Raw genomic sequence first — 23,837 nt, forward strand, 5'->3', positions numbered from 1 at the left:
GCCTGGTGCTGGCGAGGGCGGTTGCACGTAAGCGCTGACAGGTTGCGCCGGGTTGCAATGGCTCGTGGGCGAAGAAATCTAACACGATAATTTATCGATAAATAGTCGACGAATTATGTATTGCGGGTAAACGCCTAGAAGAGGGGGTGTTCGGGCAGAGGGAGCGAGAGAGGCGGATCTGGCGTTACGCGCCGCGAACGTGGCGCGCCATGGGTGCCGAAAGCGCGAATACCGCAGAGACGGCTAAGACGGCACAGCGGCGCTTGCGCTGTGCCGTTTCAAGAAGTGACGACGACTAGAACAGCTCGAGAATCCGGTGATACATCATCCCGAGTTCGAGCGCCGGCCCGCGCAACGCCGGGCCGCCTGGAAAGCGCGCATGGCGCAACTGCGCGAACAGATCGAAGGCAGCGGTCTCACCCGCCATTGCCTGGGCCACCGCGCGCCCGGCAATGCCGGTCAACGCGACGCCGTGCCCGGAAAACCCCTGCACGTAAAAGTAATTCGGATCGATCGAGCCGAAATCGGGCGCGCGATTTCGCGTCACATCGACAAAACCGCCCCACGCATAGTCGATTTTCACATCGGCGAGTTGCGGGAACACGGCGATCATGCGTTGGCGAATCTCTTCACCGAGTTGCACGGGCGACGCTCCGGTCGAACTCGCCCGTCCGCCGAACAGCACGCGATGGTCCGCCGACAAACGGAAATAGTCGAGAAAGAAGTTGTTGTCGCAAATCGCCTCGCGTCCTTTGATCAATGCATCCGCGCGCTCCTTGCCGAGCGATTCGGTGGCGACGATATACGACGCGATCGGTGCGATGCGCGCGGCGATCGGCGCAGGCAGCACGTTGCCGAGCGTGGCGTTGCCACATGCCGCGACGAAGCGGCAGCGCACTTCGCCGCGAGCGGTGCGCACGACCGGCCGCGCACCGCGCACGACCTCGATGACCGGCGAATGCGCGAACAATTGCGCGCCCTCTCGGCGCGCCGCATCGGCGAGACCGAGACAGTACTTGAGCGGATGCAGATGGCCGGAGAACGGATCGTACACACCGGCCAGATAGCGTCGCGACGCGACCCGCGAACGGACTTCGTCGGTATCGAGCCACGAGAGTTTCGTATAACCCCAGCGTTGCGAAGCCGACTCCATCCACGAACGCAGATCGGGCACGCGTTTCGGTTTGGTTGCGACAGTCAGATAGCCGGACGTGAAATCGCAGTCGATGCCGTAGCACTCGATGCGCTCGCGCACGAGCGCCACGCCTTCCACCGACATCGCCCACGCGGCGCGCGCGCCTTCCAGACCGAGTTGGCGCTCCATGATCTCGTCTTTCGCGAAACCTACCAGTGTCTGTCCGCCGTTGCGGCCCGACGCGCCCCAGCCGGGACGGTGAGCATCGAGCACGACCACCGATAGGCCACGGGCGCGACACTCCAGTGCTACCGATAAACCGGAGAAGCCCGCGCCGATCACGCACACGTCGGCTTCGAGCGTGCCGTCGAGCGTGGGGTCGTCGGTCAGCGGGCGGGTGGCGCTCGCTTCGTAATAGGAGTTGGCGATCAGCGCGTCGGCGCGCAGGTCGAGTGTGTTGAAGCCGGGCGTGGGGGCATTCATCAAAGCAGGTCCTTCATTCGATACCAGGCCATGGCGAGTACGAGGGCAGGGGTGCGCAGTGTAGCGCCGCCAGGAAAGTCGCGGTGACGAATCTTGCCGAACAGATCGAAGCGCGACGCCTGACCGTGGATCGCTTCGGCGATCAGCTTACCCGCGAGGCCGGTAGTATTCACGCCGTGCCCCGAGAAGCCCTGCGCGAAATAGATGGTGGGCGAAAGCCGGCCGAAATGCGGCGCGCGATTCATGGTGATGTCGACGAAACCACCCCACGCATAGTCGATTTTGACATCGTCGAGTTGCGGGAAGGTTTTGAGCATATCGCGGCGCATCGCTTCGCCGAGGTTACGCGGCGCGAACGTCGAATAGCTCACCTTGCCGCCCCAAAGCAAGCGGTTATCGGGCGCGGGCCGGAAGTAGTCGAGTACGAAGCGGCTGTCGCATACGGCGGCTTTGGCGGGCATCAGCGCTTCGGCGCGATCGGGGTCGAGCGGTTCGGTGGCGATCACGTAAGTGCCGACCGGCATGATCTTGTTGGCCACCTCCGGCGCGAGCTTGCCGAGATAGGTATTGCAGGCAAGCACGACGAAGCGCGCCCGCACTTTGCCGCGCTCGGTTTGCGCGACATGTCGGCCGTTTTCTTCACGCAAGGCCGTAACGCAACTGTCTTCATAAATCTGCACGCCGGCCTCGCGTGCCGCGCGCGCCAGACCCAACGTGTAATTCAGAGGATGCAGATGGCCGCTATCCGCGTCGAACAGGCCGCCGAGGTAGCGTTGCGACTGAACGTAATTGCCCACGCCGTCGGCGTCGACATAACTGAAGCGTTCGTAGCCGAAGCGCCGCTGCGCTTCGTCACGCCATTTCTGCAACGCATCGGTATCGCGCGGTTTATTGGCGGCGGTCAGATAGCCAATGGTCAGATCGCAATCGATTCGATGCTTCGCCACCCGTTCCTTGACGATGTCGAGGGTTTCGATCCCCATGTCCCAAACGCGCTTCACGTCGTCCGCGGGCATGTACTTCGCGAACGTATCGATATCGCACGCAAAGCCGCCGATCAACTGGCCACCATTGCGGCCGCTCGCCGCCCATCCAACTTTCGATGCTTCGAGCACCGCGACCGAATGGCCGCGCTCGGCGAGATTCAACGCAGTGGAGATGCCGGTGAGGCCGGCGCCGATCACGCAAACATCGACGTTGATCGTTTCTTCGAGTGCGGGATGGCGGGTGGTGTCGTTGGCAGTGGCAGCGTAATACGAGGCGACGTGAGGCTGGTTCGAGAATCGGAGCATAGGCAGAGCATGCGCAAAGTGCCTGTGCGCGTGGCCTTTCCTGCAGCAAGGCCACGCGCCGGCAGGTCGGATTAGAACGAGTAGATGAACTGTGTCGCGAGCAGGTCGTTGGACTTGCCATACGAACCGTCGTTCTTCAGGAACACCTGTTTGTTGGCCCAGTCGTGGCGGTATTCCACCTTGACCGTGATCTGCTGGGTCGGATAGAACAGCAGGTCGAGCGAAACATCCTGGCGGGTCGCGCCCTTGCATTCGAAGCCAAGGCCGCCGTTCGCCTGCGAATTGGCGAGACAGTCCGCGCCGATACCGAAGCCGTTCGCCGTGTCCATGCCGTTGCCGTTCAACGCGATGCCACCGCCGCCGCCGCCGTTCTTGCTGTCGACCAGCAGGTCATAGCGCACGGTCGCGCCCATGCGGCCCACCACCGGCAGATTGAACTTGCGGTGTGCGAGCAGCGAGAGGCCATACCATTGTGCCTGGCCGCCGTTGTACGCGGCGTTCTGCTGCTGACCGTAGTCGATCTCGGCGTTGTACTGCACGTCGGCGAGCGTGTAGGTCAGGTCGGCTTCGGTGAAGAAGAACGTGCCGCCCGAACTCGGCGCCTGGCCGCCTACGCCGTAGTGGACCGCGCCGGTATCGTCGATCGAGCTAGGCAAGGTCTGACGCCCGATATTGAACGAGCCGCCGATATCCAGCGCGCTCGACCATGTGTAGTCGGTGCGTGCGGTGAAAGTCGGGATCTTGTTGCTGGTCGTGATCGGATCGCCCAGCGCGTTGGTGCCGATCTGCGTCGTCGCGCCATACGTGCGGTACTGCTCGTTGCCGAGGAAGAACTTCCATGCCCAGTTGCCCGCCGTGTAGTTCGCGCCGATCCCGACGTAGCTGCCCGGATCCGAGAAGTCGTACAGCAGGTTGTGCGTGAGCGTGAGCATCTGATTCGACTGCTGCACTTCATAGCCTCCGAAGCTCGGAATCAAACCGGCCACGAGTGTCGTGCTCGCCGTCAGCGGCACGTTGACCACTGCCGTGTTCAGGATGTTGTTGCCGATATCGCCGTGCGAATTCTGCAACAGCGTAATGCCGTTGCCGCGATTCGGCATCAACGTAATTTCCGCCGACGGCGCCATCGGGCCGACACCGAAGGTCTTCTTGATGTCGAGGTACAGATCGCCGAACGTGCTGTTGAAGTAGTTGTAGCTGCTTTCGTGGTTCGCGAACAGGAACGACGAACTGCTCTGCGCGCGGTTATAGATGTAGGTCGGGTCGATATAGCCCGTCACCGACAGACCGGCGATCGGCCCGGTCTGCGCAGCGTCTTCGAGCGAATCGACCTTCAACTGCTGATTGGCGATCTGTTGCTTCATCGCCGTCACGTCGTCGTTGGTGAGCGTCGCCTGAGCCTTGCCGTAATCCGGCGACGAGATATCCACCGGCGCGGCCACCACCGCCGGGGCAGGGGCCGCGGTCGCCGCCGTGGCAGCCTTCGGTTTGGTGGCGACTTCAGCGCGCAACTGTTTGACTTCCTTTTGCAGTGCATTCAGTTGGGCCTGCAGCGCCTTGATCTGGTCGCTGGTGGCATCCGCCATGGCAATGCCAGGCAGACTCCCCGCCACCAACAGACAGATGAGTTTCTTTCTCATTCAAATTCTCCTTATTGGTCGTACTGCAAAATCACTGCTTATGCACGTGCCGTATCGAGCGACTTCCGTACGGCGGCTTGTTGTGGAGCGGAGGGCAAGGGATCGGCTGCTTCGGCGAGGGCGAAAGCCATTTGCATGTCGCGGTTGCGTTTGCGCTCGCGCAACTGCATCCAGCGGTTCACGGCAATCACGCCGATTGTCACGGTGGTGATAAAGATCGTGGCGAGTGCATTCATTTCCGGATTCAGGCCGAGGCGCACACGCGAGAACACGACGAGCGGCAGCGTGGTCGAGCCGGGACCGGACAGGAACGCGGAGAGCACGAGGTCGTCGAAAGAAAGCGTGAACGACAGCAGCCAGCCCGACATCAGCGCCTGCGAGATAAGCGGCAGGGTGATCAGGAAGAACACCTTGAAAGGCGTGGCGCCGAGGTCGAGCGCGGCTTCTTCGAGCGACTTGTTGAGCTCTTTCACACGCGATTGCACGATGATCGCCACATACGACACGCACAGCATGACGTGGCCGATCCAGATCGTGAAGAGCCCGCGGCCCTTCGGCCAACCGAGCATCTGTTCGAGCGCGACGAACAGCAACAGCAGCGAGATACCCTGAATCACTTCAGGAATCACGAGCGGCGCGTTGATCATGCCGGCGAACAGCGTGAAGCCGCGAAAGCGTCCGAAGCGCGCGAGCACGAATCCGGCCCATGTGCCGATCACAACGGAGGCGCACGCGGTCAACAGACCGATCTTCAGCGAAAGCCAGGCGGCATTCAGCAGTTCGCCGTCGTGCAACAGCGCGCCGTACCATTTGAGCGAGAAGCCGGACCACACCGTGACGAGCTTCGATTCGTTGAACGAATACACCACCAGGCTGATGATCGGAATGTAGAGAAACAGAAATCCGAAAGTCAGTACGCTATTGGACAGCGTCTTATTAGGCTTGATCATTTCGCGCCCTCCAGTTCCTTGACCTGGTAGTACTGGAACACGGCCATCGGCACGAGCAGCAGTAGAACCATGGCGACGGTGACGGCGGATGCCATCGGCCAGTCCATATCGTTGAAGAATTCATCCCACATCACGCGGCCGATCATCAGCGTGTCGGCGCCGCCGAGCAGTTCCGGAATCACGTATTCGCCGACCGCCGGAATGAACACCAGCAGACTGCCGGCGATAATGCCGTTCTTCGACAGCGGCAAGGTGATGCGCGTGAAGGCCGTCCATGGCTTGCAACCGAGGTCGTAGGCCGCTTCGAGCAGCGTCAGATCCATCTTCACAAGGTGCGCATACAGCGGCATCACCATGAAGGGCAGGTACGAATAGACCATGCCGATATAAACGCCAATATCCGTGTGGTAGAGGCGCAACGGCGAATGAATCATGCCGATCGCCATTAGCGTGTGATTGAGCAGGCCGTCGTCTTTCAGAATGCCGATCCATGCGTAGACGCGAATCAGGAACGAGGTCCAGAAAGGCAGCATCACGCCCATCATCAGCAGGTTGCGCTTGGTCGGTTCAGAGCGGGCGATGTAGTACGCAATCGGATAGCCGATCAGCAGGCAGAAGAAGGTCGAGACCGCGGCCATCTTCAGCGAGCTGATATACGTGGCGACATACAGATCGTCTTGCAGCAGGAACGCGTAGTGACTGAGCTGCATGGCGAAATGCACCATGCCGTCCTTGACCGTCACGAGATCCGTGTAAGGCGGAATGCCCAGACGCAGATCGGCGAAACTGATCTTCAGCACCAGCACGAACGGCAACGCGAAGAACACCGTGAGCCAGAGGAACGGCACGCCGATCACGGTCGTGCGGCCCGACGGCACCAGCGTCGACAGGCGTTTTTTCAGCGAGCCGAGCAAACGGCTGCCGGACGGCGCGCCGAGCGCCGCGGGAGAGGTAGTGGGATTGCTCATTGCGTCAGCACCACGCCGCTAGCCGGCGACCAGTAGACGAACACGTCGTCGTTATAGGAGGGCGCACCTTCGGCCATCAGATGCGAGCTGGAGAGATTCGACACGACGGTCTTGCCGCTCGGCAGACGCACGTGATACAGCGAATAGCTGCCCATGTACGCGACGTCCGAGACTACGCCGCGCGCCCAGTTGTGCGGAGTGGACGGTTTGTCGAGCGAGACCTTGATGCGTTCCGGACGCACGGAGATGCCGACCGGCATGCCGAGTGGCCCGGTAATGCCGTGGCTCACGTAAATGCGCGATTCGAGGTCTTCGCTTTCCACAAAGATGTGGTCTGGCTCATCCGCGACCACGGTGCCTTCGAACAGGTTGGTCGAGCCGATGAATTCGGCGGAGAAGCGGCTATTCGGAAACTCGTAGACCTGGCTCGGCGAGCCGATCTGCACGATGCGGCCTTCGCTCATCACGGCAAGGCGTCCGGCCATGGTCATCGCTTCTTCCTGATCGTGCGTGACCATCACGCAGGTCACGTCGACCTTTTCGATAATGTTCACGAGTTCGAGCTGGGTCTTCTGGCGGATCTTTTTATCGAGCGCCGACATCGGCTCGTCGAGCAGCAGCAGCTTGGGGCGCTTCACGAGCGAACGGGCGAGCGCCACACGCTGCTGCTGGCCGCCTGACAGTTGATGCGGCTTGCGTTGCGCGTACTTGCTCATCTGCACGAGATTGAGCGCATCGGCCACGCGTTCCCTGATTTCGTTTTTCGGCGTGCCTTCCTGCTTCAGACCGAAGGCGATGTTCGCCTCGACGCTCATGTGCGGGAAGAGGGCGTACGACTGGAACATCATGTTGACCGGCCGCTTGTACGGCGGCATCGCGGCGAGATCTTCGCCGTCGACGAAAATGCGCCCGGACGTGACCGTCTCGAGCCCCGCGAGCATGCGCAGGAGCGTGGACTTGCCGCAGCCGGAACTGCCGAGCAGCGCGAACAACTCGTTCTTGGCGATGCTCAGGTTGACATTGTCGACAGCGGTGCTGTCGCCGAATTTCTTCACGACATTTTCGATGCGAACGAATTCGTCCGATTTCGATTTTGCCGTCGCTGCGGGGCGGGCCATCTGGGTGGCGCCGGCGGCGCTATTTAAGGTCGTCGAGTTCATGATGTAACCATTCCTTGCGGATCGCGGGCGCAAGTGTCTCCATACGAGGCGCGGGAAGCGTCTCGCAACGTGCGCTGCGATCGGAAAACATGGGACTGCGCGCAGGTGGGACACTAAAAGCGCGCAGGCTGACTACGGTTACTGCTATTCATGCGCTCAGGGTTCGAGCGATCCCTGAGCGCGGGATCTATGCTTGATATCGTCGCCTGATTAATGTCCGGTTTTGAGCTGTGCCCAAAGACGGTTTTCAAGGCGCAGAATGTCGGTCGGCATCGGCTTCATCAGCGTCATCTTGCTCAACACTTCATCGCCCGGATAAACGGTCTTGTCCTGTGCGACAGCCGGCGTCACGAACTGGCGCGCGGCCTTGTTCGCGGTCGGATAGAACACTTCATTGGTGATCGCGGCGTTGACCTTCGGGTCCGAGATGTAGTTGATCCATTTCAACGCGGCTTCAGGATGCGGCGCGTCTTTCGGGATCACCATCACGTCGAACCACAGCAGACCGCCTTCCTTCACGTTCGAGAACTTGATCTGGTACGAACGCTTGGCTTCTTCGGTACGGCGGCTGGCAATGCCGACGTCGCCAGACCAGCCCAGCACCACGCACACGTCGTTGTTGGCTAGGTCGTTGATGTAGCCCGACGAGTTGAATTGGGTGATATACGGGCGAATCTTCTTCAGCACTTCGAATGCGGCCTGGTAGTCGGCGGGATTCGTGCTGTTCGGATCCTTGTGCATGTATTGCAGCGTGGCGGCGAAGACATCGACGGCCTGGTCGAGAATCGACACACCGCAGCCTTTCAGCTTGGAAATATTGGCCGGATCGAACACGAGGGCCCAGCTATCCACCGGCGCATTGGCGCCAAGCGCTTTCTGCACGGCCTGCACGTTGTAACCGATGCCGTCCGTACCGTATGCCCAAGGCACGCCGTACTGGTTGCCCGGGTCCGCGTCGGCAATCATCTTCATCAGCACGGGGTCGAGATTGGCGAGGTTCGGCAACTTCGACTTGTCGAGCTTCTGGTACACGCCGGCCTGAATCTGCTTGGCCATGTAGTTCGACGTCGGCACCACGATGTCGTAGCCGGAACTGCCTGCGAGCAGCTTGGCCTGCAAGGTGTCGTCGCTATCGTAGTTGTCGTATTTGACCTTGATGCCGTCCTGCTTCTCGAAGTTCGGAATCGTGTCCTTCGCGATGTAGTCCGACCAGTTATACACATTCAGTTCCGTGTCGGCCGCAAGGGCCGGCGTCACCGACAGCGCCGCAAAACCGGTGAAGGCGAGAAGCGCGGCCCCCGCGACCGCATGACGAAGATGACTAACGCTCATGGTTTTTTTCCTTGATGTGAAGGACCGGCATGAGCGTGATGTGTGGGTGTGCCCATGCCGGAACGGACTGCCGTTACGAAATGCCGAGTTGTTGTGCCGTTGCGTCGATGGCTTTTTTGGCCTTCGAGACGATTTCGTCGATTTCGAGCTTGTTGATGACCAGCGGTGGCGACAGCAGCATGCGGTCGCCGGTGGCGCGCATGATCAGATTGCCGTTGAAGCAGAAGTCGCGGCAGATCGTGCCGACATCACCGCCATTGGCGAAACGCTTGCGTGCTTTCGGGTCTTCTGCGAGTTGCAGGCCGGCCACCAGACCCGCACCGGAGATTTCGCCGATGATCGGATGGTTGGCGAACGTGTCGCGCAGCTTCTGTTGAAAGTACGGACCGGTGTCGGTCTTGACGCGTTCGACGATCTTCTCGTCGCGTAGCAGTTTGAGGTTCGCGACCGCGACGGCGGCGGCGACCGGATGACCCGAGTACGTGAGACCATGGTTGAAGTCGCCGTTTTCGATGATCGCCTTCGCAACGCGGTCATGCAGGCCGACCGCGCCCATCGGCACGTAGCCGCTCGTCAAGCCCTTTGCCATCGTGATCAGATCCGGCTCGAAACCGAAGTGCTGATGAGCGAACCATTCGCCGGTGCGGCCGAAACCGCCGATCACTTCATCGGCGACGAGCAGAATGTCGTACTTGCGGCAGATGCGCTGGATTTCCGGCCAGTAGGTCGATGCCGGGAAGATCACGCCGCCTGCTCCCTGGAAAGGCTCACCAATGAAAGCGGCTACATTGTCCGCGCCGATTTCGAGAATCTTCGCTTCCAGTTGCTGCGCGCGAGCCAGTGCGAATTCTTCCGGCGTCAGGTTGCCTTCTGCTTCGCCGAAGAAGTACGGCTGGTCGATATGCACGATGTTCTCGACTTTCGAGGGCATCTGTTCGTGCATATAGCCCATGCCGCCGAGCGTGCCGCCCGCGATCGTCGACCCGTGATAACCGTTCTTGCGCGAGATGACGAATTTCTTCGAATGCTTGCCTTGCGTCGCCCAGTAGTGGTGGACGATACGCAGCACCGTGTCGTTGCCTTCCGAACCGCTGTTGCAGTAGAAGAAGTGATTGAACGGTTCCGGCGCGAGCTCCGCGAGCAGGGCCGACAGTTCGATCACCGGCGGGTGCGTCGTCTTGAAGAAGGTGTTGTAGAAGGGCAACTCCAGCATCTGCTTGTACGCGGCGTCGGCCAGTTCCTTGCGGCCATAACCGACGTTCACGCACCACAGCCCGGCCATGCCGTCGATCACCTTGTTGCCGTCCGAGTCCCACAAGTACACGCCTTGCGCCTTGACGATCACGCGGCTGCCGGTGCGATTGAGCGCACCCATATCCGAAAACGGGTGAATGTGGTGCGCGGCGTCGAGCGCGCGATATTCTGCGGTGGTGCGTTGCTGTTGCGCGGCTTGTGCGTTCGCGGCAGGCTGCGCCGGTTGCACGTAAGCGACTTCTTCTGTTCTGTAGCTCATACTGCCTCCAATTTTTTGCGTTTGCCTTACACGTGCAGCAGCAAATGCCGGCGTTCCCACGAACTGATCACGCGGAAGAACGCTTCGTATTCGGTTTCTTTCAGGGCGAGGTACGCTTTGACGAATTTTTCGCCGAGTACTTCGGCGATCGGTTCGCAGGCGCCCATCAACGTCAGACCCTCTTCGAGATTGCGCGGCAGCTGGTACGGCAATTCATAACCGTCGCTGAGCAGCGGCTCGGTGGCTTCGAGGTTCTGCGTCATGCCGAGATAGCCGGCGGCGAGCGTCGCTGCAATCGCGAGATACGGGTTGCAGTCCACGCCCGGAATGCGGTTTTCGATGCGGCGCGCGGCCGGCCCCGAATGCGGAATCCGGAAACCCACTGTGCGATTGTCGTAGCCCCATGCCACGTTGATCGGCGCGGCCATGAAGCGCGACAGACGGCGATACGAGTTGATATACGGCGCGAAAATCGGCATCAGCGCGGGCGTGTACTTCTGCAAACCGGCGATATAGCTCGTGAACAGCGAGGTCGGCTTGCCGTCCGCACCGGTGAAGAGATTGTGGCCGGTCTCTTCGTCGACGAGACTTTGATGCATGTGCATTGCCGAGCCCGGTTCGCCTTCCATCGGCTTGGCCATGAACGTCGCGTACATCTTGTGGCGCAGTGCGGCTTCACGCACCGTGCGCTTGAACAGGAATACGCTGTCGGCGAGCTTGAGCGGATCGCCGTGCATGAAATTGATTTCCATCTGCGCGGCGCCGACTTCGTGAATCAGCGTGTCGACTTCCAGTTCCTGCACCTCGCAGTACTCGTAGATGTCTTCGAAAAGCGGATCGAATTCGTTGACCGCTTCGATCGAATACGCCTGACGACCGGTTTCCGGACGCCCGGTACGGCCGATAGGCGGTTGCAGCGGCAGGTCCGGATCCTTGTTCATGTCGACCAGGTAGAACTCCAGCTCGGGCGCGATGACCGGCTTCCAGCCTTTGGCCTTGTAGAGTTCGAGCACACGGCGCAGTACGCGGCGCGGCGAGATCGCGACCGGCGTGCCGTCGAAGTGAACGCAATCGTGGATCACCTGGGCAGTCGGATCGACGGCCCACGGAATCATGCGGATGGTGCTGGGGTCGGGCACGCAAACCATGTCCGGATCGGTGACGCCGGTAAGCGTGCCGTCTTCCGGATAGTCCCCTGTGACGGTCTGGATCATCACCGCCTGCGGCAAGCGCATGGACTCGCCGGACTCGAATTTGCTGCGCGGAATGATCTTGCCGCGCGCGATCCCGGCCATATCCGGAATGATCGCTTCGATTTCGGTGACACGGTTCTTCTTCAGAAATTCGTCGATGTCATGCATGATTATTCTCTCTGTTTTGGTGCGCGACCGGCTCAGGCGTGCGTGGCAGCGGCGGATGCCGCGCCATAGCCGGCCTTGGTGCGCATTCGATCGCGGCAGGCGTCGCCGAACGCCCGAAAGATCGCGGTGGAAAGCGCGTCGGTGGCATGCTTCCACTCCGGGTGCCACTGCACACCCAGCGCGAAGGCACGCGCATCTTTCACGCTTACCGCTTCAATCAGGCCGTCCGGCGCGGTGGCTTCGGCCGTGAGGCCCACGCCCAGCCGCTCGACGCCCTGACCGTGCAATGAATTCACACGCGCTTCATCCGTGCCGCCCGCGAGACGCTGCAACAAGCCGCCTTGCGTCAGCGTGATCGAATGCGACGGTGCGTATTGCACGTCGAGGTCGTCTTCCTTGTTCTCGCGATGGTCGTTCAGGCCGGCCACCGCGTGAACGCTTTGATGCAACGTCCCGCCAAAAACCACGTTCATTTCCTGGAAGCCCCGGCATACGGCCAGTACCGGCACACCAGCTTCGATCGCCGCACGCATGAGCGGCAACGTCGTCGCATCGCGTGCGGCGTCGTGCAGCGTGCCCGGCGTGCTGGGCCGGCCGCCGTAGCGGTGCGGTTCGACATTCGAATAGCTGCCGGTAAACAGCAGGCCGTCGACAGTCGCCAGCACGTCCGCGGCGGACTGACGCTCGCCGAGCGCCGGTAGCAGCATGGCCAGCGCCTGTGAACCGTCCACGATCGCGGCGATATATTTCTCGCCGACCACGTGCGACGGGTGGACTCCCATCATCGTTCTGTCGGCGCTGATGCCGACGAGGGGTTTGTTTCGCATAACGAATAGACGTGTGTGTTCCCCGCGGGACGCGGCATGAACAACGTTAAACACTGCGCGGCACGATTCCGCAGCCGTGCGCCGAGCGCGAGGCCACCGGATGGTGCGGGCGGTCGTCGTCAATGGAAACGCGCCGCGCGTGGTTATCAGATGGGCTGTTCGATTCGATCCGCTGCGGTGCGCAACTGAGCCGATGTGCATGAAACGCGCGGGCGGCAGACGGCACCGCACATGCAGGAACGCACGGCTCGAAGGAGCGCGCTCACGCAAACGGATGAATCGAACAGCGAAAAGGAGAGAGGCGCTACGGCAGCAGCGAGGCGACTTCGTCCGTGCGAACGGCAATGAAGGCGCGCGCGGAGATGGAGTTGTGACGTCGAACTGAACGGCGGGACAGGATCGTGAAGACGGACAGAAAGCGGCGGAACGCAAGGCTGCCGTTGCTGCCGTCGGCGATGGCGCCGTCAGCGCGAGGACAACTCGCCTGACTACGATTCCATCTCACCAAAGGGCCTCGGACTCTCACGATTACACTCGACTAGCGACGTTGAAAGTATTGAACGGCCTGCTCGAAATCCGCACGGGGCGTTTAAAGAAACAGGACGCTGGGATGATCGCCTCGAACCGATGCGAACCGGGTTTGCTGCGCCGCAAAAACACACTTTGGTGCTTCCGGACGCCGGTATGACGATCGCCTGTGAATCAGCATATACGAGCCAATAAAGCCGTCAAATGCTTTTTGATAAAACATTTATCAGGGCTTTCCCGAGGGTCCGGCTAGAATCCCGCCGCGTGGGAACGTTCGTTGCGAGAAACACATTTCGGAATCCTTTCAGGGTTTTCCCCAGCGGCGCAACGATTAAAGTGATTAGAATATTCAACACTCGCAGGGCCACTTCGTTGCCCGAGTCATGTCGTCACTCAGTGCCCGATCGTCTTCCATGTCAGAGAACCTAGCGATGTCCATAGAAGTAGCCACCCGTCTGCAATACATCCGCAAGAAGCACGGCTTGTCACAGCGTGAACTGGCGAAACGGGCGGGAGTGACGAACGGCACCATCTCGCTGATCGAACAGAATCGCGTGAGCCCGTCGGTCGGCTCGTTGAAGAAACTGCTCGAATGCATTCCCATGAGCCTCGCCGAATTCTTCACCTTCGAAGTCGAGGTGGAGCGTTCGGTCGTGTCGCGCCGGGCGGATATGCCGAACCTCGGCAATGAGTCGATCGAGTTCTATCTTGCGGGGTCGAGCGTGAAAGACCGCAACATGGGGATTTTGCGCGAGGTCTACCAGCCGCTGTCGGACACCGGTCCGGAAATGTTGGAGCATGAGGGGCACGAGGGCGGGGTGGTGGTCAGCGGTCAGATCGAACTGACGGTGGACGGCATCACATGGCTGCTCGACCCCGGTGACAGCTACTACTTCGAAAGCCGCCTTCCGCACCGTTTTCGCAATCCCAGCGCGGAGCATCTCTGCGAGATCGTGTCGGCCAATTCGCCGCCCACCTTCTGAAGACTCCGCGCCAACGCGCCTCGACACAACTCAGCGCCGCAGTTCAGTGCCGCATGAAGTCGATGCAGCTTTGCGTCGAGCGCATAACATTGAGGCATCCTGATGGACAAGAAATCTCTCGCTTTCTGGCAAGACAAAGCCGCTACGCTGACTATTGAGGGCCGGGCGTTTATCGACGGCGAATACCGTGACGCCGACGGCGGCCGCACGTTCGATTGCCTGAGCCCGATCGACGGCAAGCTGCTCGCCAAGGTCGCCGACAGTGGCGCGGCTGACGTCGACGCGGCTGTTGCAGCTGCGCGCCGTGCCTTCGATTCCGGTGTGTGGTCGGGCCTCAACCCGCGTCAGCGCAAAGCGGTTCTGTTGCGCTGGGCCGCGTCGATCCGCGAGCACATGGACGAGCTCGCGCTGCTCGAAACGCTCGACGCCGGCAAGCCGATCGCCGACACCACCAGCGTGGACGTGCCGGGCGCGGCATATTGCGTCGAGTGGTTTGCCGAAGCCATCGACAAGGTCGGCGGCGAAGTCGCGCCGGCCGATCATCATCTGGTTGGACTCGTCACGCGCGAGCCGATCGGCGTGGTGGCGGCAGTGGTGCCGTGGAATTTCCCGATCCTGATGGCGTCGTGGAAATTCGGCCCGGCTCTGGCCGCGGGCAATAGCGTCGTGCTCAAGCCTTCGGAAAAGTCGCCGCTCACCGCGAGCCGCCTCGCGCAGCTCGCACTGGAGGCCGGCATTCCCGCCGGCGTGTTCAACGTCGTGCCGGGCGCGGGCGAGCCAGGCAAGCTGCTGGCGCTGCATCAGGACGTGGACTGCCTTGCGTTTACCGGCTCGACCAACGTCGGCAAGCTGATCATGCAGTACGCCGGCCAGTCGAACCTGAAACGCGTGTGGCTCGAACTCGGCGGCAAGTCGCCGAACATCGTGATGCCGGATTGCTCGGATATGGACCGAGCGGCGAACGCGGCGGCCGGTGCGATCTTCTACAACATGGGTGAAATGTGCACGGCGGGTTCGCGCCTGCTCGTTCATCGCGACATCAAAGATGCGTTTCTCGATAAGTTGATCGCCGCGGCGCGCAGCTATACGCCGGGCAACCCGCTCGACCCGAAGACGTCGATGGGCGCGATCGTCGACAAGGTGCAGCTCGAACGCGTGCTCGGCTATATCGAGGCAGGCCGTTCAGAAGCAAAGCTGCTGCTGGGCGGCGCGCGCGTGAAAGAAGAAACGGGCGGCTTCTATATCGAGCCGACCATCTTCGAGATTCCGGCTTCAGGTGCGAAGGTTGCGCGCGAGGAGATCTTCGGGCCGGTGTTGTCGGTGATCACTTTCGATACCGTTGAAGAGGCGATCAGGATCGCTAACGACAGCGAGTACGGTCTCGCCGCCGCTGTCTGGACCTCGAACCTGACCACCGCGCACGAAGTGTCGCGCAAGCTCCGCGCCGGCACGGTATGGGTCAATTGCTACGACGAAGGCGGGGACATGAACTTCCCGTTCGGCGGCTACAAGCAATCCGGCAACGGCCGCGACAAGTCGCTGCACGCGCTGGAAAAATACACCGAGCTGAAGTCCACGCTGGTGCGGCTGCGCTAAAGGATTCGCGAAGCCAGCGCGGCGGCGTGCATGAGGCGCGCCGTCGCGTTCCCAATGAATCCGGTGCCGGCGTTGCGCGTGCCACCCAGGAGCTTCACGCGCAACGCTGGACTGTCTACAGGTATCAGGTCATCCATGACTGAACTCGTCTATGGCGACGGCGCGATCCGCCGCACGTCGCTTTATGGCTCGTCGATCGAAAACACCTATGCGGGCGTGCTGTCGTTCATGCGCCGCAAGTACACGCGTGAACTCGACGGTGTCGACGTGGTTGTTTCCGGCGTGCCGCTCGATCTGGCCACTACGTTCCGTTCGGGCGCGCGTCTTGGCCCCGCCGCGGTGCGCGCGGCCAGTGTGCAGTTGTCGGAGTTGCATCCGTACCCGTGGGGGTTCAATCCGTTCGACGACCTCGCCGTGACCGACTATGGCGATTGCTGGTTCGACGCGCACAATCCGCTCACCATCAAGGCGTCCATCGTCGAGCATGCGCGCACGATTCTGCGCTCGGACGCGAAGATGCTGACGCTCGGCGGCGATCACTACATCACCTATCCCTTGTTGATCGCGCACGCGGAAAAGTACGGCAAGCCGCTTTCGCTGATTCATTTCGACGCCCATTGCGATACCTGGGCCGATGACAGTCCCGACAGCCTGAACCACGGCTCGATGTTCTACAAAGCGGTGAAAGACGGTCTGATCGATCCGAAGACTTCGGTGCAGATCGGCATTCGCACATGGAACGACGATTTTATGGGCATTAATATTCTCGACGCCGCCTGGGTGCACGAGCATGGCACGCGGGCAGCGGTGGAGCGGATCACGTCGATTGTGGGTGAGCGTCCCGCTTATTTGACTTTCGACATCGATTGTCTCGATCCGGCTTTCGCACCGGGCACGGGCACACCCGTGGCGGGTGGTTTGTCGTCGGCGCAGGGGCTGGCGATCGTGCGCGCGTTGGGCGCGTTGAATCTGGTCGGCGCGGATGTCGTGGAAGTCGCGCCCGCATACGACCACGGCGAGATCACGGCGATTGCCGCCGCGCACATTGCGTGCGATCTGTTGTGCCTGTGGCGTCAGCGCAAGGTTGCGCATCGCGAGGCTTAGGCGCGCTCACCATCCGTTTCTATCGGCGCGAACCGGCTCAGCCCAACGACGACGAGCGCTCGGGCTGGCGCCGGCCTTCGCGCAATCCGAGCGTATAGATCACCAGTGCGCCGCTCATGAGCGCCAGTTGCCACATCAACATGTCGCTGCCACGCGCTTTCATGGCGAAGCCCGCGGCAAGCGGCCCAACGATCGAACTCGCCGTGAAGGTGAGCGACACCAGCCGCATGTTGCGCGTGAGCGCGGCCTTGTCGCTGCAAGCCGCCGCGTACATGCCGAGTGTGATGAACGAACTGTTCATGCCGCCGAGCAACAGTGCGCTCGCGACCGCGAGCCACGAGGCGGGCGCGTTCAACGCGAATCCGCAGATGGCCAGCGTGCTGAGCGCGGCGCAGACGATTACCGTGGCGGCGAGCCCCACGCGATCGGCCAGCCAGCCGACCGGAAATTGCAGCGCCATGCCGCCCACGCCGAACAGCGTGAGTAACGTGGCGGTTTGCGTGGCGCTGAGGCCGTGCGCGTCGGCGAATAGTGGGAAGAGGCCGTACAGCGCGCCGTCGCCGATACCGCCCGCCGCGACGACCACCATGCCGAGGCTCACGAGCGGGCCGATCGGCAAGCGCCGTTCATCGCTTGTTTTACGCACGGGCCGCGCGGTGTCCAGAGCGGGCCGCTTCTCATCCGATGCGGTCAACCACAGCGGCAGCGCCGCCGCGAACGTGAAGGCGGCACCGGCCGCGAACGTCATGCGCCCATCGACATCGCACCACACCGCAAGCGCGGGGCCGATAACGCCCGCCGTGGCGATCAGCGCTTCATGCACGCCCACCACGCGGCCGCTCGATTCAGCGGGGACCAGACTATAGAGCCAGGTCTCGTTGGCGATCCAGCGCAAGCCGATGCCCAGACCCGTGAGCAGTCCGGGAATTAGCCAAAGCGGCCACGACAAAGCGCCCATGGCCGCGAACGCCACGAGCGTGGCCAGCAGGCCCAGCGACACCGTGCTTTTTGCGCCGATGCGCGCCACCAGCCACGGCGCGATCAGCAAGCCGGCCAACATGCCGGTCCATTGCGCGGCGGAAAAGAGACCGGCGCGCGGCGCATCCAGCCCGCGGTGGGCGAGCCACACTGGCAGCACCATGAAGCCGATGCCGAACTGGCCGACCTGCGCCAGGGCCGATACCGCGGTCAATGCCGCGATGGCCGGCCAGCGTACCGGCGCGGCGGCTTTCATGAATGGCCCCGCTCTGGCATAGGCAGGCCCTGTTCGCGGCATTCGACCGGACAGCCGGCTTTCAGGCATGGGCCGTCGTCGCAGAGGCGGCACAACTGCATGGCGTGCGCCGGATCGCGCGTCTCGTGCCACAAGATCTTGATCAGCAGGCTTTCCAGCACTTCGCGCTCGCTGCCGTCGAGCCGTCCGACAACGCGTTGCAGCATCCTGTCGCGCGCCGTTTGCAGACGTTTGGCTTCGCGTTTGCCGGCCACGGTCAAGGCCAGTGCAACAGCGCGTTTGTCCGAGCCCGTTCTTTTCTCGACGAGACCCGCCTCGACCAGTCCCGCCACGGCGCGCACGGCGGCCGGATGCGACAGGTCGACTGCTTCGCGCAGCACTTCAATGGATGAATCGGGATATTGGCCGACCGCGTTGAGCATGGCGCGGGCGGTGGGGCCGGCGAGCGCCTCCACGGCGGGCTGCGCGTTCATTTCGTCGGTGATAAGCAGGGCTAGCACGCCCAGCAGATTTTCTGTGCGCTGCGTCATGGCAACACCTCAATGTGTGCAACGTGCATATATGCATGGTGCACACATTGGGTGTGAAGCGCAAGCGGTTTTTCGACAGACGCGCGCCGCGAGCTTCGCAGTATGGGCTCTTATTTCGCCAGCCGCGCCCGCACCGTGTATTCGCCTTCCTCGCCTTCGTCTTCCAGCATGTGAGCCTTTGCCGTATGGAAGTCGGGCGGCAACGGCTCCACGGGATAACCGCGTTTCTCCCACGCGTCGAGTCCGCCCTTGAGCGCGCGGATATGGTGAATATTCTTGCGATGCAACTGGTTGACGATCCGCTTTGCCGTTGCTTCGTTCGGACACACGCAGTAGACGACGATCGGCCGCTTCAGCAACTCGGGATCGATCGGTTCGGGTGAATCGAGATCCAGCGGCCGCGCGCCGGCGATCCGGTGCGATTCCTTTTCGCGCACGCTGCGTGGACGCGCGTCGAAAATCAGCGGGGGCTCGTTCGACTTCATCAACTCGTCGAGTTGATCCGGCGAAATGCGCGTATGCGCGAGCCATCGACGAAACTGCCAGCGGCGCACCCAGCGATACAGCAGCACCGCCACGAAGATCACTGCGAACGCGTCGAAAATCGTGCCGCCGTTATGGCGTACGAGGAGCATCAGTTGCACGATCTGGTCATGCAGGGCGCCGCCGCCGATCACCCACACGCCGGACCACAGTACGGCACCGACAAAATCCCACAGCAGAAACACGCCGACGTTGATGGCTGTCGTGCCGAGCAGCGGCGCGGAAATCAGGCCGAGTCCGGGCAGGAACTTCGCGATGGTGAGGATCGGCGCGCCGTAGCGCTCATAGGTGTTGCGCGCGACACGGACCGTGGTGTCGAGCGAGAGGGAGAAGCGCACCAGAGAATTCAGCAGGCGGCGGCCATAAGCCCGGCCGGTGAAGAACCAGAGCGAGTCGGCAATCAGCGTGGCGCCGACCGCGGCGCATACGACGCTCGCATACGAGGTTTGCCCCATGGCGGCCATGGTTCCACCGAGGATCAGCATCGGCGCGGCCGGAATCGGCACGCCGAGTTGCGTGACGAGCACGCTCATGAACACGGCCCACACGCCCAGCGAGGGTGGAATAGCAACCGGAAAATGCCACACAACCGCGCTCCTCAGAATGCGATGAAGGGATTCGAAATGTCCGCGCCCGGGTGGCGCGTTGCGAGCAGGCAGCGCATGTTCCGTTCCCGTACGACAGCGGACGCCATAGTACAAGAAAGGTATGAAAGGCGGATTTAAGCACAAGTGGCAAAAGGGCGCTCTGAAGGCGGCCAGTTGCCCTTGGGTCTTACGCGGAATGACGGGGCCAAAGATATGCGTGACCGGCTGCGGCGGCGAGCGCCGGCCGGTTATAAGCGGTACGGGGCTCGCCGCGCGTCGCGCGGTGGTTCAAGCGTCCGTCGCCGGATCGTATGGCACGACCCGTTCGTGCTCGTCCGCATGGTTGCGCGCCACGATCGCTCGCGCTGCGGTATTGGCGTCCAGATTGAACGGCTGATGCGGCACGCCGGGTGGAATGAAGAGGAAATCGCCCGCTTCGGTGATGACGGACTCGCGTAGGCCAGGCCCATAACGCGTTTCGATCTTGCCTTCGAGCATGTAAATCGCGGTTTCGTAGTCGGCGTGGAAGTGGGGCTCGGCGTGGCCGCCGGGCGGCACCACGACCATATACATCGACAAACCCGTGGTGCCCGCGGTGCCGGCCGAGATGCCGACAAAGTAAGGCAGCCGCTGAGTCGTCGCCATTTCCCGGTCGGGGCGCACCTTGACGACGGGCGCTCGCGCGTCGCGCAAAACGTCTGACATGGTCGACTCCTGTTGAAATCCGGCCGCGCGGGGTCGTCGCGGCGTGTCTCGAGTTCCCTTGACTGCAAAGTCTAGACGATATGGGCGTCGATATCGGACCGTGTCGAGCGCGGAGGTGCTGCGGCGGCGCGGCTTGCTAGAATCGTCGTCATACCCATACAGATACGACGGAGACATTGCATGACAAATCCCCGACCGATCAGCCGCTACCCCGTGCCGGAACCGGACGCATGGCCGGACGACATTCGCGCTCGCATTCTCGAAGTGCAGGAGAAAGCCGGTTTCGTGCCGAACGTCTTTTTGGCGCTCGCGCACCGTCCGGACGAGTTCCGCGCGTTCTTCGCCTATCACGACGCGCTCATGCTGAAAGACGGTGGCCTCAGCAAAGGCGAGCGCGAAATGATCGTGGTCGCCACCAGCGCGATCAACCAGTGCCTGTATTGCGTGGTCGCGCACGGTGCGATTCTGCGCATCTACGAGAAGGCGCCGTTGGTGGCGGATCAGGTCGCCGTGAATCATCGCAAGGCGGATATCACGCCGCGGCAGAAGGCGATGCTCGATTTCGCGGTCAAGGTGTGTAGCGAGTCGGGCACGGTCGGCGACGCCGATTTTCAAACGCTGCGCGAGCATGGCTTTTCCGACGAAGACATCTGGGATATCGCTGCGATTACGGCGTTTTTCGGTTTGTCGAATCGTATGGCCAACGTTATTTCCATGCGTCCGAACGACGAGTTCTATCTGATGGGGCGTGTGCCGAAAGCTGCTGCGGATACGCCGCGAAAATAGCGGGGGCGCCTGCTGGTAGCTTTCTTTTTGCTATGTTTCTCGCGGGTCGATGCGAGTGCATGGGAGGCTGCGCTTGTAGCCTCCGCCCGCAAGTGCCGCAAGTGCCGCAAGTGCCGCAAGTGCCGCAAGTGCCGCAAGGCCCCACACGCACGTTCACGCCGCCGCCGGCTGAACGCGCAGCGTAGGCGTGCTCACGGTGGTGTCGTCGATCGGGAAGTGCAGCATCGCGGCAACGAGGCCGGCTATCACGGTCGCTTCCCACAGCAGCGAATACGAGCCGGTGAGATCGAACACCCAACCGCCCAGCCACGCGCCGAGAAACGAGCCGATCTGATGGCTCAGAAAGCAGAACCCGAACAGGCTGCCGAGGTGGCGCGTGCCGAACACTTTGGCGACGAGCCCGCTCGTGAGCGGTACGGTGCCGAGCCAGGTCAGCCCCATCACGGCCGCGAAGATCACGACCGAAGCCGGGCTTTTCGGCAACAGAAAGAACGCGCCGATCGTCGCGCTGCGAATCAGGTACAGCCAGCCGAGCACGACATGCTGCCGGAAACGGCCGCCCAGCCAGCCGCAGGCCCAGCTGCCCGCCATATTGAAGAGGCCGATCAGCGCGAGCGCGGTGGCGCCGAGTCCGACCGGCATATGACATAGCGACAGATATTCGGGCAGATGCGTGGCGATGAACGCAAGCTGGAAGCCACACGTAAAGAAGCCGAGCGTCAGCAGCCGGTAGCCGCGATGCCGGGCCGCCTGGGCGAGCACTTTACGAAGCGGCTCAAGCGGCGCTTCCTGAACCGGCGTGCCGACCCGCGCGCGCCGGTCGAGCATCATGCCCAGCGGCGCGATCAACAGCATCAGGAAAGCCAGCACGAAAAGCGATGTGGCGATGCCCGAACTCAGCCGGATATTCTGCACGAGCGGCACCATCAGCACCTGACCCGCGGAACCGCCGGCGCTGACCAGACCCATCGCCATGCTGCGTTTTTCAGGCGAGGCGATTCGGCCGACCGCCGGCAACACCACGCCGAAGGTCGTGCAACTCACGCCGATGCCCACCAGCAATCCCATACCGACGATCAGCATGGCGCCGCCCGGCGCCACGGCCGCGAGACTGAGCCCGGCCGCGAACGTCGTCGCGCCGAACGCGACCACCGGCGCTGAACCGTAACGGTCCGCGGCCGCGCCCGCGAACGGCTGGGCGAAACCCCACACCAGATTGTGCAGCGCGATCGCGAACGCGATCAGCGTGATCGGCAAGCCGCGGTCGAACGAGAACGGCCCGATGAAGAGACCAAAGGTCTGCCGGATGCCCATCGCGGCGCTCAGAATGAGCGCGCCGGCAAGGATCACGAGCGTCGTCTGGTTGAATGCGGGGATGAAGCGTTTGCTGCCGTTGGTAGTCGACATGGTTCTGATCTCCTTTGACACCATGGTCGCAGCGAGCATCAGAAGCGGCAAAAGAAAAGATTTCGACGACAGGTGAGCGTGGCTCACCTGTGCGAATCACGCAGGCGGTTTAGTTGGCGGCGCTGCGCACTGCGTGGGCGGTTGCGTCGGCGTCCGTCGCCAGGTGCTCGGCCTCGCTCACCAGCCAGCGCTTGAAGTCGAAAAGCTCCGGCCGACGATCCGCGTTTTCCGCGCTCACCAGCCAGTAGGCCGTGGTCGAGGCGATGGTCGCCGGACTCGCCTCCACCAGCACGCCGCTGACCAGTTCGGAATCCACCAGCGGCTTTCTGCCGAGCGCGACGCCGAGGCCCATGGCGGCGGCTTCGAACGCGAGCTGGATCGTGTCGACATGCAAGCCGCTGGTCGTGTCGATGCCTTCCGTGCCGGTCGCATCCAGCCACACTTGCCAGTCTTCGCTGGCGGCGTTGACGTGAACGAGCGTCGCGCGTCGCAGGTCGGCGTGGCCGTTCTCGTCGCGCAGCGTTTCCAGATACGCGGGGCTGCACACGGGCACGAAGCGCTCGCCGAACAGGCGCGTCCAGGCGGTGCCTGCAACCGGCGCGCGGCTCAAGCGGATCGCGAAGTCGAAACCGTCGACGGGAAAACCGACCTGACGATGCGACGTGTCGACGCTCACGTTCACATTCGGCCAGCGCGCGCGAAAGCCGGCGAGGCGCGGTAACAACCAGCGCGACGCGAAGGTCGGCGCGCAACTTAGCGCGATCGGGCGGTCGGCGCGGTGGTTCGGCAGGCGCTGCGTGCCGATGGCGAGCAGCGAAAACGCCTCGGAGACGTAGGACAAATAGTCCGCGCCGGCTGCCGTGAGCGAAATGCCGCGCGGCTCGCGCGCGAACAGTTCCACGCCGAGCGCCTGTTCCAGTCCGACAATGCCGTGGCTCACGGCGCTCGGCGTCACATTCAGTTCCGCGGCGGCGAGTTTGAAACTCTGATGCCTGCCGGCCGCTTCAAAAAAACGAAGCGCCGGCAGCGGTGGCAGACGAAGCGGCATGTGGCATCCCCATGAACGGCGCGCCTGTTGCGCGTGCGGTTTCGCTCAAGGATACCTTGCCGCGCGCTTTCGGTTGCCGCGCTTGGGGCGTGAGCATCGCCAGAATATTTTCACCGATGCTGTCG

21 protein-coding genes are annotated in these 23,837 nt (G+C 62.3%); 4 read left to right on the forward strand and 17 right to left on the reverse strand.

What is annotated here, in order from left to right; translation table 11 throughout:
- Positions 1–295: 295 nt before the first annotated feature.
- The 11 genes from P0D71_RS01245 to P0D71_RS01295 form a co-directional block, all read right to left on the reverse strand.
- Positions 296–1,618: an NAD(P)/FAD-dependent oxidoreductase gene (locus P0D71_RS01245; protein ID WP_408478925.1), complete on the reverse strand. Its 1,323-nt coding sequence runs from the start codon at positions 1,616–1,618 to the stop codon at positions 296–298.
- Complete coding sequence (locus P0D71_RS01250; protein WP_408478927.1) at positions 1,618–2,910, reverse strand: NAD(P)/FAD-dependent oxidoreductase; 1,293 nt, start codon at positions 2,908–2,910, stop codon at positions 1,618–1,620. Before P0D71_RS01250 ends, P0D71_RS01245 begins: the two co-directional genes overlap by 1 nt.
- A gap of 71 nt (positions 2,911–2,981) precedes the next feature.
- Positions 2,982–4,550, reverse strand: coding sequence for a DUF3138 family protein (locus P0D71_RS01255; protein WP_408478929.1), 1,569 nt, complete (start codon positions 4,548–4,550; stop codon positions 2,982–2,984).
- Between the two features lie 38 nt (positions 4,551–4,588).
- Positions 4,589–5,500, reverse strand: coding sequence for an ABC transporter permease subunit (locus P0D71_RS01260; protein WP_095421202.1), 912 nt, complete (start codon positions 5,498–5,500; stop codon positions 4,589–4,591).
- Positions 5,497–6,468 (reverse strand): ABC transporter permease subunit, encoded by a 972-nt coding sequence (locus P0D71_RS01265; RefSeq protein WP_408182607.1) that lies wholly within the window; start codon positions 6,466–6,468, stop codon positions 5,497–5,499. The genes P0D71_RS01260 and P0D71_RS01265 overlap by 4 nt, the downstream gene beginning before the upstream one ends.
- Positions 6,465–7,628, reverse strand: a complete 1,164-nt coding sequence (locus tag P0D71_RS01270) for an ABC transporter ATP-binding protein (protein ID WP_091807543.1) — start codon at positions 7,626–7,628, stop codon at positions 6,465–6,467. The genes P0D71_RS01265 and P0D71_RS01270 overlap by 4 nt, the downstream gene beginning before the upstream one ends.
- 210 nt (positions 7,629–7,838) lie before the next feature.
- Complete coding sequence (locus tag P0D71_RS01275; protein WP_091807545.1) at positions 7,839–8,960, reverse strand: polyamine ABC transporter substrate-binding protein; 1,122 nt, start codon at positions 8,958–8,960, stop codon at positions 7,839–7,841.
- A gap of 73 nt (positions 8,961–9,033) precedes the next feature.
- The gene (locus P0D71_RS01280; protein ID WP_408478931.1) at positions 9,034–10,473 is read right to left on the reverse strand and encodes an aspartate aminotransferase family protein; all 1,440 of its coding nucleotides are present in this window, start codon (positions 10,471–10,473) and stop codon (positions 9,034–9,036) included.
- Between the two features lie 26 nt (positions 10,474–10,499).
- On the reverse strand, positions 10,500–11,834 hold the full coding sequence (locus P0D71_RS01285) for a glutamine synthetase family protein (RefSeq protein ID WP_091807551.1): 1,335 nt from the start codon (positions 11,832–11,834) through the stop codon (positions 10,500–10,502).
- A gap of 32 nt (positions 11,835–11,866) precedes the next feature.
- The gene (locus tag P0D71_RS01290; RefSeq protein ID WP_408478933.1) at positions 11,867–12,661 is read right to left on the reverse strand and encodes a gamma-glutamyl-gamma-aminobutyrate hydrolase family protein; all 795 of its coding nucleotides are present in this window, start codon (positions 12,659–12,661) and stop codon (positions 11,867–11,869) included.
- Between the two features lie 304 nt (positions 12,662–12,965).
- On the reverse strand, positions 12,966–13,187 hold the full coding sequence (locus tag P0D71_RS01295) for a hypothetical protein (protein WP_171983793.1): 222 nt from the start codon (positions 13,185–13,187) through the stop codon (positions 12,966–12,968).
- A 433-nt stretch (positions 13,188–13,620) separates the two neighbouring features.
- On the opposite strand from P0D71_RS01295, the gene P0D71_RS01300 reads away from it, so the two are divergent.
- From P0D71_RS01300 to speB, 3 genes are all read left to right on the forward strand, one after another.
- Positions 13,621–14,172 (forward strand): cupin domain-containing protein, encoded by a 552-nt coding sequence (locus P0D71_RS01300; protein WP_091807554.1) that lies wholly within the window; start codon positions 13,621–13,623, stop codon positions 14,170–14,172.
- A 102-nt stretch (positions 14,173–14,274) separates the two neighbouring features.
- Positions 14,275–15,768 (forward strand): aldehyde dehydrogenase, encoded by a 1,494-nt coding sequence (locus tag P0D71_RS01305; RefSeq protein WP_408478935.1) that lies wholly within the window; start codon positions 14,275–14,277, stop codon positions 15,766–15,768.
- A gap of 135 nt (positions 15,769–15,903) precedes the next feature.
- Positions 15,904–16,872 (forward strand): agmatinase, encoded by a 969-nt coding sequence (gene speB / locus P0D71_RS01310; protein ID WP_408478937.1) that lies wholly within the window; start codon positions 15,904–15,906, stop codon positions 16,870–16,872.
- A gap of 37 nt (positions 16,873–16,909) precedes the next feature.
- On the opposite strand, the gene P0D71_RS01315 is transcribed toward speB, so the two are convergent.
- From P0D71_RS01315 to P0D71_RS01330, 4 genes are all read right to left on the reverse strand, one after another.
- Positions 16,910–18,106: an MFS transporter gene (locus tag P0D71_RS01315; RefSeq protein WP_408478939.1), complete on the reverse strand. Its 1,197-nt coding sequence runs from the start codon at positions 18,104–18,106 to the stop codon at positions 16,910–16,912.
- A complete protein-coding gene (locus tag P0D71_RS01320; RefSeq protein ID WP_091807562.1) occupies positions 18,103–18,636 on the reverse strand; it encodes a MarR family winged helix-turn-helix transcriptional regulator in 534 nt (177 codons plus the stop codon). Before P0D71_RS01320 ends, P0D71_RS01315 begins: the two co-directional genes overlap by 4 nt.
- Before the next feature lie 110 nt (positions 18,637–18,746).
- A complete protein-coding gene (locus P0D71_RS01325) occupies positions 18,747–19,766 on the reverse strand; it encodes a VTT domain-containing protein (RefSeq protein ID WP_091807564.1) in 1,020 nt (339 codons plus the stop codon).
- Positions 19,767–20,054: 288 nt separating this feature from the next.
- Positions 20,055–20,471: a cupin domain-containing protein gene (locus tag P0D71_RS01330; protein ID WP_408478941.1), complete on the reverse strand. Its 417-nt coding sequence runs from the start codon at positions 20,469–20,471 to the stop codon at positions 20,055–20,057.
- A gap of 180 nt (positions 20,472–20,651) precedes the next feature.
- On the opposite strand from P0D71_RS01330, the gene P0D71_RS01335 reads away from it, so the two are divergent.
- Entirely contained in the window at positions 20,652–21,257 is a 606-nt protein-coding gene (locus P0D71_RS01335) for a peroxidase-related enzyme (protein WP_408478943.1), read from the forward strand.
- Positions 21,258–21,410: 153 nt separating this feature from the next.
- Here the strand turns inward: P0D71_RS01335 and P0D71_RS01340 are convergent, their stop codons facing one another.
- Together P0D71_RS01340 and P0D71_RS01345 are read right to left on the reverse strand one after the other, a co-directional pair.
- Positions 21,411–22,664 carry an MFS transporter gene (locus tag P0D71_RS01340; protein WP_408478945.1) on the reverse strand — a complete coding sequence of 418 codons (1,254 nt, stop codon included), beginning with the start codon at positions 22,662–22,664 and terminating at the stop codon, positions 21,411–21,413.
- 109 nt (positions 22,665–22,773) lie between these two features.
- A complete protein-coding gene (locus P0D71_RS01345; protein ID WP_408478947.1) occupies positions 22,774–23,712 on the reverse strand; it encodes a LysR substrate-binding domain-containing protein in 939 nt (312 codons plus the stop codon).
- Positions 23,713–23,837 lie beyond the last annotated feature (125 nt).

Source organism: Paraburkholderia sp. RL17-383-BIF-A (assembly GCF_046028015.1).
Lineage (GTDB): Bacteria > Pseudomonadota > Gammaproteobacteria > Burkholderiales > Burkholderiaceae > Paraburkholderia.

Coding starts and splice junctions, on each gene's coding strand:
- P0D71_RS01275 (WP_091807545.1), bottom strand. CDS start 8,960: ATGAGCGTTAGTCATCTTCGTCATGCGGTCGCGGGGGCCGCGCTTCTC.
- P0D71_RS01335 (WP_408478943.1), top strand. CDS start 20,652: ATGACAAATCCCCGACCGATCAGCCGCTACCCCGTGCCGGAACCGGAC.
- P0D71_RS01285 (WP_091807551.1), bottom strand. CDS start 11,834: ATGCATGACATCGACGAATTTCTGAAGAAGAACCGTGTCACCGAAATC.
- P0D71_RS01250 (WP_408478927.1), bottom strand. CDS start 2,910: ATGCTCCGATTCTCGAACCAGCCTCACGTCGCCTCGTATTACGCTGCC.
- P0D71_RS01265 (WP_408182607.1), bottom strand. CDS start 6,468: ATGAGCAATCCCACTACCTCTCCCGCGGCGCTCGGCGCGCCGTCCGGC.
- P0D71_RS01245 (WP_408478925.1), bottom strand. CDS start 1,618: ATGAATGCCCCCACGCCCGGCTTCAACACACTCGACCTGCGCGCCGAC.
- P0D71_RS01315 (WP_408478939.1), bottom strand. CDS start 18,106: ATGAAAGCCGCCGCGCCGGTACGCTGGCCGGCCATCGCGGCATTGACC.
- P0D71_RS01305 (WP_408478935.1), top strand. CDS start 14,275: ATGGACAAGAAATCTCTCGCTTTCTGGCAAGACAAAGCCGCTACGCTG.
- P0D71_RS01260 (WP_095421202.1), bottom strand. CDS start 5,500: ATGATCAAGCCTAATAAGACGCTGTCCAATAGCGTACTGACTTTCGGA.
- P0D71_RS01270 (WP_091807543.1), bottom strand. CDS start 7,628: ATGAACTCGACGACCTTAAATAGCGCCGCCGGCGCCACCCAGATGGCC.
- P0D71_RS01330 (WP_408478941.1), bottom strand. CDS start 20,471: ATGTCAGACGTTTTGCGCGACGCGCGAGCGCCCGTCGTCAAGGTGCGC.
- P0D71_RS01300 (WP_091807554.1), top strand. CDS start 13,621: ATGTCCATAGAAGTAGCCACCCGTCTGCAATACATCCGCAAGAAGCAC.
- P0D71_RS01255 (WP_408478929.1), bottom strand. CDS start 4,550: ATGAGAAAGAAACTCATCTGTCTGTTGGTGGCGGGGAGTCTGCCTGGC.
- speB (WP_408478937.1), top strand. CDS start 15,904: ATGACTGAACTCGTCTATGGCGACGGCGCGATCCGCCGCACGTCGCTT.
- P0D71_RS01345 (WP_408478947.1), bottom strand. CDS start 23,712: ATGCCGCTTCGTCTGCCACCGCTGCCGGCGCTTCGTTTTTTTGAAGCG.
- P0D71_RS01340 (WP_408478945.1), bottom strand. CDS start 22,664: ATGTCGACTACCAACGGCAGCAAACGCTTCATCCCCGCATTCAACCAG.
- P0D71_RS01290 (WP_408478933.1), bottom strand. CDS start 12,661: ATGCGAAACAAACCCCTCGTCGGCATCAGCGCCGACAGAACGATGATG.
- P0D71_RS01280 (WP_408478931.1), bottom strand. CDS start 10,473: ATGAGCTACAGAACAGAAGAAGTCGCTTACGTGCAACCGGCGCAGCCT.
- P0D71_RS01320 (WP_091807562.1), bottom strand. CDS start 18,636: ATGACGCAGCGCACAGAAAATCTGCTGGGCGTGCTAGCCCTGCTTATC.